The following is a 13,577-nucleotide window of genomic DNA, read 5'->3' as shown; positions in this document are numbered from 1 at the left end:
GGCAAAAGCGCGCAAAAAAGGAGACGAAAGAGCGGCATACGGTGAGGTGTTGAGCGGCCAGGAATAAGACGGCGTGGGATCCTGAATTCAGGACGCGGCGGGGGCGGCATAACCTCATCACTCTCTCTACGATGAAGATAGCCTGCGAACCCTATTATCACGGATAAAACCGGGCTTCTCTCCAGAGGTGAAAACGCTATCGGCGATGTCCTGATGTTGCGGGTTAATTTAACCGGCGGCGTCGCCGCCGACCCGGCGACATTTAATCGCCCCCTGCTGTCTGTCGGGCGCTGGCCTGACTCGCTTATAGCGCACGTCAGGCCAATGCAACGCAGGCGTTTAATATCGTCTTCTTCCCTGTGACTCTGTTATGATTCTATGACTGCAATTTTTTAACATCAGAACAACAAAGGAGTCGGGATGAATTCGCAATCCCAGGCCAAATCCCCCGAAGCGCTGCGTGCGCTGGTCGCCGGGACGCTGGCCAATTTCCAGCACCCAACCCTGAAGCACAACCTCACGGCGCTGAAAGCGCTGCATCATGTCGCCTGGCTTGATGACACCATCCACATCGAACTGCTGATGCCGTTCGTCTGGCGTAGCGGGTTTGAAGAGCTGAAAGAACAGGTGAGCGCAGAGCTGCTGCGTCTGACCGGCGCAAGCGCTATTGACTGGAAACTGTCGCACAATATCGCGACGTTAAAGCGCGTGAAAAACCAGCCGGGCGTGAACGGCGTGAAAAACATCATCGCGGTCAGCTCTGGTAAAGGCGGCGTCGGTAAATCTTCGACGGCGGTGAACCTGGCGCTCGCGCTGGCGGCCGAAGGCGCCAAAGTCGGGATCCTCGACGCTGACATTTACGGCCCGTCGGTGCCGACGATGCTCGGGGCGGAAGGCGAACGCCCGACCTCGCCAGATGGCACCCATATGGCGCCGATTATGTCGCACGGGCTTGCCACTAACTCCATCGGCTATCTGGTGACGGACGATAACGCCATGGTCTGGCGCGGCCCGATGGCGAGCAAAGCGCTGCTGCAACTGTTGCAGGAAACGATGTGGCCGGATCTCGATTATCTGGTACTGGATATGCCGCCGGGCACTGGCGACATTCAGCTGACCCTTGCGCAGAATATTCCGGTCACCGGCGCGGTCGTGGTCACCACGCCGCAGGATGTGGCGCTGATCGACGCCAAAAAAGGCATCGTGATGTTTGAGAAAGTCGAAGTGCCAGTGCTTGGGATCGTCGAGAACATGAGCATGCACATTTGTAGCAACTGCGGCCATCACGAACCGATTTTCGGCACTGGTGGCGCGCAGAAGCTCGCGGAAACGTACCGCACGCAGCTGCTGGCCCAGATGCCGCTGCACATCTCCCTGCGTGAAGATCTCGACCGCGGTCAGCCGACCGTCGTTTCCCGCCCGGAAAGCGAATTCACCACCATTTACCGTCAACTGGCGGGCCGTGTGGCGGCACAGCTTTACTGGCAGGGTGAAGTCATCCCTGGCGATATCGCCTTCCGCGCGGTGTAATGCGCGAGCGCGTTACGCTGAATGCCTGACCAGACGCCTCCTTCGGGAGGCGTTTTTATTGGTGTTATGACTGACGAAAATGCAGCAGTTCGTAGGCGCCTTCCGGCGCTTCGCCGCTTGCCTCTCGCACCCAACCGTGATGCTCATAAAAGCGCAGGGCATGTTCGTTTTTCGATAAGCATTTCAGCGCGCCGGTGCTGGTAAACCGCGCCTGCACAGCCGTCAGCAGCGCCGTACCGACGCCGCGCCCCTGAGCGTCCGGTGCCACAAACAGATGGTGCAGAAAGTTATCGCTCCCGGCAATTGAGGCAAAACCGAGCCGGTGCCCGTCCTCTTCTGCTACCAGAATCGTTTCGCCGAGCGTGTCGGCGTCGAAATCCTCCAGTTGCCATTCGCTGCTGTCAAGCCATGGCCACCCCTCGCGGCGGGCATGTAAATAAATCGTGCGCAAAAAAGGGCGATCGCTCTCCTGCCAGGGTCTGATGTTCACGCGCTACCTCCTTAATAAACGACGCTCACTCATGGTTTTTTGGTTTTCTTCATAGAAAGTTATGGCACAGCAGCGTATTTTACGCGCTCTTAATCGCAACCGGAGCGTGGGCGTGTACGAGTTTAATCTGGTGTTATTACTGCTCCAGCAGATGTGCGTGTTTCTGGTTATCGCCTGGCTTATGAGTAAAACGCGGTTGTTTATTCCGCTCATTCAGGTGTCGATTCGTCTGCCGCACAAGCTGTTGTGTTACGTCACGTTCTCCGGTTTCTGCATTATGGGCACCTATTTCGGGCTGCATATTCAGGATTCCATCGCCAACACCCGCGCCATCGGGGCCGTAATGGGCGGGCTGCTTGGCGGGCCGCTGGTCGGTGGGCTGGTGGGGCTCACCGGCGGGTTGCACCGCTATTCGCTCGGCGGGATGACGGCGCTAAGTTGCATGGTATCAACGATTGTCGAAGGGTTGCTCGGCGGCATCGTCCACCGCTGGCTGATTCGCCGCGGGCGCACCGATAAAATCTTTAATCCATTCACGGCGGGCGCCATTACGCTGGTGGCCGAAATCGTCCAGATGGGCATTATTTTGCTCATCGCGCGCCCGTTTGGCGATGCGCTGCACCTGGTGCAAAACATCGCCGCGCCGATGGTCGTCACCAATACTGTCGGGGCCGCGATGTTTATGCGCATTCTGCTTGATAAACGCGCCATGTTTGAGAAATACACCACCGCGTTTTCCGCCACGGCGCTGAAGGTCGCCTCCGCGACCGAAGGGATCCTGCGACAGGGCTTTAACGTCGAAAACAGCATGAAGGTCGCGCAGGTGATCCGCCAGGAATTAGACATCGGCGCGGTTGCCATTACCGATCGTGAACAGCTCCTCGCTTTTACCGGCATCGGGATGGATCACCATCTGCCCGGCAGCCCGATCTCGTCGCCCTGGACGCTGCGAGCTATCGAATCCGGCGAAGTGGTCTATGCCGACGGCAACGAGGTGCCGTACCGCTGCTCACTGCATCCGAACTGCAAACTTGGCTCAACGCTGGTTATTCCGCTGCGCGGCGAAAACCGCAAAGTGGTCGGGACCATCAAGCTCTACGAGCCGAAAAACCGCCTGTTCAGCTCTATCAACCGCACGCTGGGCGAGGGGATAGCGCAGCTGCTTTCCGCGCAGATACTGGCGGGGCAGTATGAGCGCCAGAAGCAGTTACTGACCCAATCAGAAATCAAACTGCTGCACGCGCAGGTAAACCCGCACTTCTTGTTTAACGCGCTTAACACGTTAATGGCGGTGATCCGCCGCGACAGCGAACAGGCCTGCCAGCTGGTGCAGTACCTTTCTACGTTCTTTCGCAAAAACCTCAAGCGCCCGACGGAAGTGGTGTCGCTTGCTGATGAAATAGAACACGTCAACGCGTACCTGAAAATTGAACAGGCGCGGTTTCAGTCTCATCTGCAGGTGAGCCTCAACCTGCCTGCTGAACTGAGCCATATCAAGCTCCCCGCGTTCACGTTGCAGCCGATTGTGGAAAATGCCATTAAGCATGGCACCTCACAGCTGCTGGGGGTGGGTGAAATTACCCTGCGCGCGAGCCGTGACGCTGACCATCTGGTGCTGGAAATTGAAGATAACGCCGGGCTCTATCAACCCAACGCCACCGGCAACGGGCTTGGCATGAGCCTGGTGGATAAACGACTGCGCGCGCGCTTCGGCGACGGGTGCGGCATTTCGGTCGCCTGTGAGCAGGACCGCTTTACCCGAATTACCTTACGTTTACCGCTGGAGGGAACGACATGATTAACGTGCTGATTGTCGATGACGAGCCGCTGGCGCGGGAAAATCTGCGCTTGTTGCTAAAAGAGGAGCCGGATATTGAGGTGGTGGGCGAATGCGCCAACGCCGTAGAGGCCATCGGGGCGGTGCATCGCCTGCGCCCCGATGTCGTGTTTCTCGATATCCAGATGCCGCGCATCTCCGGCCTCGAAATGGTCGGTATGCTCGACCCCGACACCCGCCCGTGGATAGTCTTCCTCACCGCGTTTGATGAATACGCTATCAAGGCGTTTGAAGAGCACGCGTTTGATTATCTCTTAAAACCCATCGAAACCGCGCGCCTGCAAAAAACGCTGGCGCGGATGCGCCATGCGCGCCGCGAGCAGGATATGTCGCCGCTCACTGAGCATCAGGAAGCGCTGAAGTTTATTCCCTGCACCGGCCACAGCCGCATTTATCTGCTGCAAATGGAGGATGTGGCGTTTGTGGCAAGCCGTATGAGCGGCGTGTACGTTACCAGCGGGCAGGGGCAGGAAGGATTCACGGAGCTTACGCTGCGCACGCTTGAGAGCCGCACGCCGCTGATGCGCTGTCACCGACAATATCTGGTTAACATGGCGCATCTGAAAGAGATCCGGCTGGAAGAGAACGGCCAGGCGGAGCTGCTGCTGCGCCACGGACAGACGGTGCCGGTGAGCCGCCGTTATCTTAAAACGCTTAAAGAGGCGCTCGGGCTGCGCGGTTAACCGGCCAATAGTACCGGTACTAAAATAAATATCGCCGCTCTGTACATCTTTTGCCTCGTTTGCCGATAACGGAGGATATATCCGTATCGGGCAAAAATGAGGACTTCTTGATGGGCCTGCTTAAAGACTTTTCCATCCGCGCAGTAATGCTGACGGTGCTTGGCGTACTCTGCGTGTTATGGGCAGCCGTGGGCGTCTACAGCGTCTATTCGCTTTCGGCGATGGCCGATGGCAACCGCGTGGACCGCCAGCTGGTGTCACAGATGACCGTGCTCAGCAAAGGTAACGACCAGTATTTCCGCTTTGTCACCCGTCTGACCCGCGCCATGGAAAATGGCACGCCGGACGCCAAATCGCTCGAATCCGTCCAGCAGGCGCTCGACAGCATGTCACGCCAGCTGGACCAGTTTAAAAAACTCTCGCCAGGCCCGCTGGATCCGGCCGTTTCACAGCAAGTGATTACCGACTGGCAAAAGCTGCTGAACGAAGGCGTGATTCCGCAGATGAAGCTGGCGCGTGAGGGCACCCCCGAGGCGTACCGCGCCCATGCGGGCAAGGTGACCCCGGCGTTCAGCCGCGCGTTTGGCGCAAGCGCTGAGAAATTCAACGCCGCAGCGGGCAGCAAGCTCGACGCCACGCGTGAAAGCGTCGATGCGATGACCACCGCCACCAAAACGGTGATTATTATCGCGGTCATCATTGGCCTGATGCTGCTGCTGTTGACCGACCGCTATCTGGTGGCGCTGCTGGTCAAGCCGCTTGAGAAAATCCGCAACCATTTCACTCTGATTGCTGGTGGCGATCTCAGCCAGCCGGTTGAGCCGTTTGGCCGCAACTGTGTCGGTAAACTGGTGCCGCTGCTGACCGCGATGCAGGATCAGCTGCGCGAGGCCGTCAGCGCCATCCGCCACGGCAGTGAAAATATCTGGCGCGGCGCGTCTGAAATCTCGGCAGGCAACAACGATCTCTCGTCGCGTACCGAAGAGCAGGCTGCGGCGCTGGAGCAGACCGCCGCCAGTATGGAAGAGCTGACCTCCACCGTACGTCTGAATGCTGAAAACGCCCGTCAGGCGAGCGAGCTGGCGCATGCCGCTTCGGAAAACGCCGGTCAGGGTGGGAAGCTTGCGCAGGATGTCATCGCGACGATGCAGGGCATTTCCGGCAGTTCGAAGAAAATCGCTGATATCACAAGCGTCATCAACAGCATTGCATTCCAGACTAACATTCTGGCGCTGAACGCCGCGGTGGAAGCTGCACGAGCAGGCGAACAGGGCCGTGGCTTCGCGGTAGTGGCAGGCGAAGTGCGCAACCTCGCAAGCCGCAGCGCCGAAGCCGCGCGCGAAATCGAAACGCTGATAACCGAATCGGTCGAGCGTATCGACAGGGGATCCGAGCTGGTGAATGCGGCGGGTGATTCCATGGCTGAAATTTATCGTGGCGTGTCAAACGTCAGCAGCATCATCAAACAGATAGCCTCCGCCTCGGAAGAGCAGAGCAAAGGCATTTCGCAGGTCGGGCTTGCCATCACTCAGATGGATACGGTCACCCAGCAGAACGCCTCGCTGGTGGAGCAGGTTTCCGCCGCCGCCGCCGCGCTGGAGCGCCAGACCGAAGAGCTGCAAAGCACCGTGCAGAAGTTCCGCCTCTCGGCCTGATCGTCTGCGTATACGCTATAAAAAAGCCGCCTGTCAGGGCGGCTTTTTGGTTTTATAAATTTATAGCCTTGCTGAATCTTGAACAGGTTCAGAAGGAAATGACATGTCAGACTATTTAACAGGAATGAACACGCCTGATAATCTCCCCCGTTTTGATAACCCCTTACGTGGGGCGGGCCGGGAGCCATTGATTTCAATTTTGATGCGCTTGCAAAAGAACTGGATCGTACGCATGACTTCAGCAATGTAGGCATCATATATTCCAACGGAATAAGTGACTGGCTTGTAAGGCCCTCACGACGTATCGCGACACCCAATCAAGCTACGGTTAGCCACGTTATCGTTACAAAGGTAAATGATACATTCCCTCAGAATGTAGCAAGAGCGATAACAAAACCACTGCAGGCACCCTCACTGACAACGGAAATAACTTCGACGGCCATATCTTGTGGTGCGTTAGTTGCGACCGCATTTATCGCTGTCAGTGCAACACTAGTCATTCCTTTTACGGCAGGAGCAACAGGTATCATTGCGGGCATTATGACTGCGGGAACAGTAGCTACAGGTTTCCAGTGCGCGGTAGGCGTTGGTCGCTTATTCGCTATGGGTTATGGTTACGAAGAAAATGTCGCCTGGTTAGATTCTCAGGAATGGTATGCCTCTACGATGACTGCGTTAGATGTCATTTCCATTGCTGGTGCGAGTGTCGCTCTTAAAAGTACAATTAAGGCCTATATGGCAATGAAAGCAGGCTCTTCGGCAAAGGCACTTGATTGGTTCAGGACATTAAGTCGACATGAACGTAAACGTATAACGATTGAAATCATACGTAACAGAAATCCAGGCATCTCTAATGACGGGATAAAAGCTCTCATTAAAGCTGGCGCTTATCCAGTTCGATACCCCACAGAAGCTATACAAAAAAGCTTGCAATATGAATTAATTAAAGCATTCAATAATGCATCTGCTTTTGCAGGGAGCGCTGTCTCGGGAACCATCAGGAATCCGCAAAACTTACCAAAAACCGGCCAGTTTGTTATTGGTCTTATCCAGTCGTTTTCACTGGCAGGGAGTCGTTAGATTAGGGATGTTTAATTATTTAAAAAGAAGTTTTGAACTGGCTCGCTTTGTCGAGAATGGGATTAAAACCACAGGATCAGACGCACCTGAGTTGCTCAAAAAGCAACTTAAAGAAAAAGTCAGTTTGCCAGTCGGTTGGCGCAGTTTTGGTTTGCCGTTAATTTTCAGTATGGTGCTGTCAGTGATTAGTTTTGCCATTCCGCAAGTTAATCTTTGGGTGGCAGTTTCTGATAGCCTGGCGTTGCCGGATCCCGCATTTATTATTGGTGTCCTGATAACCAATCTTCTTTTTTGCCTGCTTATCATTCCGGCTATGATGTGGGTCGCAAGGGGATATTTACGTGCATTGCAGCTTTATCTGGGACTCATTTCGCTTGCTGTGCTGGTTAACCTGATTTTCTTTATTCGCGTTATGCTGACCCTTTATAGCTCAGGCAGTGACGGGTACTGGAATGTTTTTGGGGCACTGTTGGGAATCATATTAATAGTATTTGGCGTGCGTTGTGTTAATAGCGAATCCTTCGTTAAAACCATTGCGCTTGGTCTGCATAATCGCATCGTGCGTAAGTAGGCCTCTTCGCGAACACATCGGTTCAACAAAATAAAGTCATAGAGGCTGTAGCTCCCTGAATATTTCAGGACACTATTGCGTTACGTAAAAAAGCCGCCTGTCAGGGCGGCTTTTTGGTTTATTCCAGCCCCAGCGCGGCGCTGATATGTGCTATCTCCTCCCGCCACTGCGCCTGTAAGGCCGGTTTCTGATGGCGCGGCTTGCGTTCGAGATCGGCGTTAAGCCGGGTCTCAAGCGCCACCAGCCGTTCCAGCAGATGGGTTTCATGCTCAGGCGCGGTCGCTTGCGGGGCCGGGCTCTCACTGGCAGAGGCCGCTGATGTGGCCGCCGCAGGCGCTTCGCGCAGTCGCGCCAGCAACGCTTCCAGGTTATGCCATTCGCTGAGAACGCCACCCTCCACGAGCCAGAAGCGGTTGCAGCTTGCCTCCATCAGCGTTCTGTCGTGCGTCACCAGAAGCAGCCCGCCTTCGAAGGTTTGCAGGGTCTGCGCCAGCGCCTCTTTGCCTTCCATATCCAGATGGTTGGTCGGCTCGTCGAGCATCAGCAGCGAATAACGCGCGAGCGACAGCCCGACAAAAAGCAGGCGAGAGCGCTCGCCGCCGCTGAGCGTTTGTACGTGTTGCCCGTGTCGTGCCCACGGAAAACCGGCGCTGATAAGCGCAAGCTTACGCGTTTGTAGCTCAGGCGAGAACGGTTCCAGCGCCTCCAGCAGCGTGGCGCCATCAGGGAGTTGACGCAGCGACTGATCGTAATAGCCAGGCGACACGCGCGGATGAAAGGTGATGCCAGGCTGCGCCGTTTGCCTCTGCCACTGCCGCCACAGCAGGCGCAGCAGTGACGATTTACCGCAGCCGTTATGGCCAAGCAACGCCACGCGGTCACCGCTTTTCAGGCGTGCAAGCGGCAGGGTAAAGAGCGTGGGCGAACCGGGCGCGGCGCTGACCGCCAGGTTTTCCATCTCAAGCAGACGGTCTGCCGTCAGCGCGTCACCGGTCAGGGTCAGCCGCCAGCGGCTGCCCTGGGCCAGCTCGGTTTGTTCTTCCTTAAGACGCGCCACCTGCTTTTCCATTTGCTTCGCTTTGCGCGCCAGATCCTCGTTGTCATACACCTGGCCCCATGTGGCGAGCCGTTTGGCGCTGGCCGTCACGCGGTCTATCTCTTTTTGCTCCGCTTTGCGGCGCAGGGCGTCGGTTTCATCGCGCGCTGCAAGCGCAGCACGGGCGGCAGTGCAGGGGAGATCGAATGCCTGCAACTCGCCGTCACGCAGCACCCAGGTGCGGTTGGTGACGCTGTCCAGCAGCGCGCTGTCGTGGGAGACCAGCACGAGGCTGCCGTTCCAGCGCAAGAGGAACTGCTCCAGCCACAGGAGGGTTGGCAGGTCGAGATGGTTGCCCGGCTCGTCGAGCAACAGCAAGTCGGGCGTGAGGATCAACGCGCGCGCCAGCAGCAGACGCGTGTGCTGGCCGCCGCTTAGCGAACCTGCCGTTAGCGTCCAGACGGCTTCGCCAAAACCCATGCTCGCCAGCAGTGCCTGCGCCTGCCATGCGCGGCTTTCGCGCTCGGCCTCCGGCAGGCGCGCCAGCAGCGCGCCGAGCAGTGTCTGGTGATGCAGTTCTTCAGGCAGGTGCTGCTCCACGCGCGCCAGCAGACAGCGTGCCGCGCGCGTGACGACGCCTTCCGCCGGTGACAGGGTGCCGTCCAGTGCTTTCAGGAGTGTACTTTTGCCGCAGCCGTTATGGCCGATAAGCCCGATGCGGTCGCCTTTTTTCAGGGTAAAAGAAACATTGCTCAGCACGGGGCCGAACGGGGAGTCAATACGCAGAGAATGCGCAGTCAATAATGTGCTCATCGCTTACTCAGAATGTTCAGGCAAGAGAATGCCTCGTCAAACATCGCTGACGATAATCTGGTAAGCCCTGGAGAAGGGATTATGTGATGGGATCTTCGCTCAGGGTCCAGTTATCGCAGCACGAAACCGGTAATGCCTGAGCTCTGGCGATCGCCAAAATGATGTGAATAGTCAAACAATTCACAGCACAGCATAAGAGTCCTCCTTTATATTTATCAGGTTTATGGGTACAGCGAGTGTACCGAGGGGGACGTTTTTTCGCCACTCCCAACATTTAGATGTGTGCAGTCTGTGGGATTAAGGCGAGAAGGGGAAAGAAGCCTGAAACCCCGGGGGCTTCAGGCGCAACGGTCAGCGGTGATAGAAGATATCGCCGTTCATGGCGCGAACGACTTTGCCTTCGGCGTCGGTGATAAGCACATAGTAGCCGCCCATATAGGTCCAGTGGGTGCCCGCTTCCGGCGCAGGCAGATTGCGGATCTGCCACTGCTTAATATTGTATTCCTCGGTGCGGTAGAGATCCGGCACTACGTCCCCGATAGTGAATTTGTGCGAATCGGAGATAAACTCCTTCACTTCATAGCTATCGATGGTTTTGGGTTTTACGGCGTCCGCGGCGAATGCAGAGGCCACCGACATCAACAGCACTCCCGCTACGATCATTCTGGTTTTCAACATACCTTCTCCACATGTGAGCGCGCAGCGCCCCTTGATTTTTGTTACCGCCAGGCCGCTATCATTCCAGCGCCATACACGGTCGGGCAAGGTTAATTATGTATAAAAAAATGAAGCGGATAGCAATCAGCGCAGGGCGGGATTACGACGGCACAGTCAGGGCGCTTGCGGGATAATTAATACCTTGTATGCCAGACGCGCCGCTGGCATTATCCTGGAGCAGAATCCGCCTGGCTGTTTTATCCGGCTGGGGCGTGATTCACATGACTCGGGGTGCCCCATCTCTGATGGGCTGAGAAATACCCGTATTACCTGATCTGGATAATGCCAGCGTAGGGAAGTCAGATGCCTGTCCGGTATCCCGTCTTCGCGCCTGGCAGGAGAGAACCATGTCTTCCGACCTGCTTTGCGGCACCCATGCCGCGCCTGTTGTCACCCAACTTCGTCGTCACGCGCCACTGGTGCACTGTATCACCAATGATGTCGTGCAAAATGTTACCGCGAATGTTCTGTTAGCACTTGGTGCCTCACCCGCGATGGTGGTGGACGCCGAGGAAGCCGCCGAGTTTGCGGCAATCGCGGATGCTCTGTTGATTAATCTTGGGACGTTGACACGCCCGCAGCAGCAGGCGATGCGCGCGGCTATCGATAGCGCCTGCGCGGCGGGTAAACCCTGGACGCTCGATCCAGTCGCAGTTGGCGCGCTGACGTTACGAACCTCCTTTGCACACGAACTGCTGGCGCGCAAACCCGCCGCCATCCGCGCGAATGCCTCAGAAATCCGGGCGCTGGCGGGCGAGAGCACCGGTGGGCGCGGCGTTGACTCAACCGAAAGCACGCATCTGGCCCGCGAGGCCGCGATAACCCTCGCACGCCGGAGTGGCGCGATTGTCGCCGTGACCGGCGAGGTGGATTTCATTACCGATGGTGAACGTACGGTTGCCGTGCACGGCGGCACCGCCATGTTAACGCGCGTCGTGGGCACCGGTTGCGCGCTGTCTGCTGTTGTCGCCGCCTGCAGCGCGCTTGCGGGCGACCGCCTGCAGAATGTCGCGGCCGCCTGCTGGTTAATGAAACGCGCGGGCGAAGCGGCGCTTGCGGCCTCGCACGGGCCGGGTAGTTTCGCCACCGCCTTGCTTGATAGCCTGCACGTTCAAGCTTGCGGAGGTCGCCATGAAACGCATTAATGCGCTTACCATCGCCGGTACTGACCCAAGCGGCGGCGCAGGCATTCAGGCCGATCTTAAAACCTTCTCGGCGTTAGGTGCGTACGGCACATCGGTTATCACCGCGCTGGTGGCGCAGAACACCCGCGGCGTACAGTCGGTTTACCGCATTGAGCCGTCCTTTGTCGCCGCCCAGCTCGATTCCGTATTAAGCGATGTACGCATCGATACCACGAAAATCGGCATGCTGGCAGAAACGGACATTGTCGAAGCGGTGGCCGAGCGGCTCGCTCATTACCGGGTGCGCAATATTGTGCTGGATACCGTGATGCTCGCGAAAAGCGGCGATCCGCTGTTAAGTCCGTCGGCGGTGCGCGCCCTGCGTGAACATCTGCTGCCACAGGTGGCGATCATCACGCCAAACCTGCCAGAGGCTGCGGCACTGCTTGAAACGTCGCATGCCCGCAGCGAAGCGGAAATGCGCCAGCAGGGCGAGGCGTTGCTCGCGCTTGGCTGCGAGGCGGTGTTGATGAAAGGCGGGCATCTGATTGATGACGAAAGCCCGGACTGGCTTTTCACCCGCGACGGGGCGACGCGCTTTACGGCTACGCGCGTTGCGACCAAAAATACGCATGGCACGGGTTGTACGCTTTCCAGCGCGCTCGCGGCCTTACGCCCACGGCACGACGACTGGGTGCAGACTGTGAACGCCGCAAAAGCCTGGCTTACGCAGGCGCTGCAACAGGCAGATAGTCTGGAGGTGGGCGAGGGGATCGGGCCGGTTCATCATTTTCATGCATGGTGGTGAAGCGAGCCAGCAGAATTAGCTGAAAATGCGCTCGGGTCTGGCAATCTGTGCTAAACAGGTCCACGCTTAGACTGCCCAGTTAATGGGCGGGTAAGGAATCTTTTCGTCCGGCGGGCCACCGTCCGCCGACAATTACGGGAGCGTATGATGACTGATATAGTGCAGTTGCTCGGCAATGATGCCGATAGTCTGTTACAGCACCGCTGTACGACCATTTCCTCCGACCAGCTCTACCTGCCAGGACCCGATTATGTCGATCGCGTGATGGTGGATAATAATCGCCCTCCGGCAGTACTGCGAAATATGCAGACCCTCTATAACACCGGGCGTCTTGCGGGCACGGGGTATCTTTCCATTCTGCCGGTTGACCAGGGCGTTGAGCATTCGGCAGGCGCGTCGTTCGCCGCCAATCCAATGTACTTCGATCCTAAAAATATTATCGAGCTGGCAATTGAAGCGGGCTGCAACTGCGTGGCCTCGACTTATGGCGTTCTGGCCTCGGTGTCGCGCCGCTACGCACACCGCATTCCGTTTCTGGTGAAGATTAACCACAACGAAACCCTGAGCTACCCGACCCAGTACGATCAGACCCTGTACGCCAGCGTCGAGCAGGCGTTCAATATGGGCGCGGTGGCCGTCGGGGCGACCATCTATTTTGGATCTGAAGAGTCCCGTCGCCAGATTGAAGAGATCTCTGCGGCGTTTGAGCGCGCGCATGAGCTTGGCATGGTGACGGTACTGTGGGCCTACCTGCGCAACAGCCACTTTAAGAAAGATGGCGTGGATTACCACTCCAGCGCCGACCTGACCGGGCAGGCGAACCATCTGGCAGCCACCATCGGCGCGGATATCGTGAAGCAGAAGATGGCGGAAAATAACGGCGGCTATACGGCGCTGAAGTTTGGCTATACCGATGAGCGCGTTTACAGCACGTTGACTACCGATAACCCGATTGACCTGGTGCGTTATCAGCTGGCGAACTGCTATATGGGGCGCGCAGGGCTGATTAACTCTGGCGGCGCGTCCGGTGGCGAAGCGGATCTGACCGACGCGGTGCGTACCGCCGTGATTAACAAACGCGCAGGCGGCATGGGGCTTATCCTGGGCCGTAAGGCGTTTAAGAAAACGATGGCCGACGGCGTGAAGTTGATAAATGCGGTGCAAGACGTTTATCTGGATAAACGTGTAACCATCGCCTGATAACAGTTGACGTCAGCCTGTAAAAAACGCGCC

At 57.2% G+C, this 13,577-nt stretch carries 13 protein-coding genes and 1 riboswitch; of the genes, 10 read left to right on the top strand and 3 right to left on the bottom strand.

Annotated elements, in window-relative coordinates:
• The first annotated feature begins 420 nt into the window (after nt 1–420).
• Nucleotides 421–1,530 (top strand): iron-sulfur cluster carrier protein ApbC, encoded by a 1,110-nt coding sequence (apbC, locus tag AFK62_RS12795; RefSeq protein ID WP_007675960.1) that lies wholly within the window; start codon nt 421–423, stop codon nt 1,528–1,530.
• A 64-nt stretch (nt 1,531–1,594) separates the two neighbouring features.
• On the opposite strand, the gene AFK62_RS12790 is transcribed toward apbC, so the two are convergent.
• Nucleotides 1,595–2,020, bottom strand: a complete 426-nt coding sequence (locus AFK62_RS12790; protein ID WP_007675962.1) for a GNAT family N-acetyltransferase — start codon at nt 2,018–2,020, stop codon at nt 1,595–1,597.
• 112 nt (nt 2,021–2,132) lie between these two features.
• On the opposite strand from AFK62_RS12790, the gene AFK62_RS12785 reads away from it, so the two are divergent.
• The 6 genes from AFK62_RS12785 to AFK62_RS12765 all read left to right on the top strand — a co-directional run bounded on the left by AFK62_RS12785 (nt 2,133) and on the right by AFK62_RS12765 (nt 7,846).
• Entirely contained in the window at nt 2,133–3,818 is a 1,686-nt protein-coding gene (locus AFK62_RS12785; protein ID WP_007675965.1) for a sensor histidine kinase, read from the top strand.
• Nucleotides 3,815–4,540 (top strand): two-component system response regulator BtsR, encoded by a 726-nt coding sequence (gene btsR, locus AFK62_RS12780; RefSeq protein WP_007675968.1) that lies wholly within the window; start codon nt 3,815–3,817, stop codon nt 4,538–4,540. The genes AFK62_RS12785 and btsR overlap by 4 nt, the downstream gene beginning before the upstream one ends.
• Nucleotides 4,541–4,650: 110 nt before the next feature.
• A complete protein-coding gene (locus AFK62_RS12775) occupies nt 4,651–6,195 on the top strand; it encodes a methyl-accepting chemotaxis protein (RefSeq protein ID WP_007675972.1) in 1,545 nt (514 codons plus the stop codon).
• A 103-nt stretch (nt 6,196–6,298) separates the two neighbouring features.
• The gene (locus AFK62_RS22880) at nt 6,299–6,445 is read left to right on the top strand and encodes a hypothetical protein (RefSeq protein WP_235509456.1); all 147 of its coding nucleotides are present in this window, start codon (nt 6,299–6,301) and stop codon (nt 6,443–6,445) included.
• Nucleotides 6,446–6,735: 290 nt separating this feature from the next.
• A complete protein-coding gene (locus AFK62_RS22875; protein WP_007675974.1) occupies nt 6,736–7,275 on the top strand; it encodes a hypothetical protein in 540 nt (179 codons plus the stop codon).
• Nucleotides 7,276–7,282: 7 nt separating this feature from the next.
• On the top strand, nt 7,283–7,846 hold the full coding sequence (locus AFK62_RS12765) for a hypothetical protein (protein WP_007675980.1): 564 nt from the start codon (nt 7,283–7,285) through the stop codon (nt 7,844–7,846).
• Between the two features lie 118 nt (nt 7,847–7,964).
• Here the strand turns inward: AFK62_RS12765 and AFK62_RS12760 are convergent, their stop codons facing one another.
• Together AFK62_RS12760 and AFK62_RS12755 are read right to left on the bottom strand one after the other, a co-directional pair.
• Entirely contained in the window at nt 7,965–9,695 is a 1,731-nt protein-coding gene (locus AFK62_RS12760) for an ABC-F family ATP-binding cassette domain-containing protein (protein WP_032984587.1), read from the bottom strand.
• Nucleotides 9,696–10,046: 351 nt separating this feature from the next.
• On the bottom strand, nt 10,047–10,373 hold the full coding sequence (locus tag AFK62_RS12755) for an RcnB family protein (protein WP_007675984.1): 327 nt from the start codon (nt 10,371–10,373) through the stop codon (nt 10,047–10,049).
• A 256-nt stretch (nt 10,374–10,629) separates the two neighbouring features.
• A riboswitch (TPP riboswitch) is annotated at nt 10,630–10,726 on the top strand.
• Between the two features lie 33 nt (nt 10,727–10,759).
• Between AFK62_RS12755 and thiM the strand changes: the two genes are divergently transcribed.
• The 3 genes from thiM to fbaB all read left to right on the top strand — a co-directional run bounded on the left by thiM (nt 10,760) and on the right by fbaB (nt 13,544).
• The gene (gene thiM, locus AFK62_RS12750) at nt 10,760–11,557 is read left to right on the top strand and encodes a hydroxyethylthiazole kinase (protein WP_007675986.1); all 798 of its coding nucleotides are present in this window, start codon (nt 10,760–10,762) and stop codon (nt 11,555–11,557) included.
• On the top strand, nt 11,544–12,344 hold the full coding sequence (thiD, locus tag AFK62_RS12745; RefSeq protein WP_007675988.1) for a bifunctional hydroxymethylpyrimidine kinase/phosphomethylpyrimidine kinase: 801 nt from the start codon (nt 11,544–11,546) through the stop codon (nt 12,342–12,344). The genes thiM and thiD overlap by 14 nt, the downstream gene beginning before the upstream one ends.
• Nucleotides 12,345–12,491: 147 nt before the next feature.
• Nucleotides 12,492–13,544, top strand: coding sequence for a class I fructose-bisphosphate aldolase (gene fbaB, locus AFK62_RS12740; RefSeq protein ID WP_007675990.1), 1,053 nt, complete (start codon nt 12,492–12,494; stop codon nt 13,542–13,544).
• The last annotated feature ends 33 nt before the right edge of the window (nt 13,545–13,577 follow it).

Source organism: Cronobacter condimenti 1330 (genome assembly GCF_001277255.1).
Taxonomy (GTDB): Bacteria; Pseudomonadota; Gammaproteobacteria; order Enterobacterales; family Enterobacteriaceae; genus Cronobacter; species Cronobacter condimenti.
This window is presented reverse-complemented; position numbering and strand designations above follow the sequence as displayed.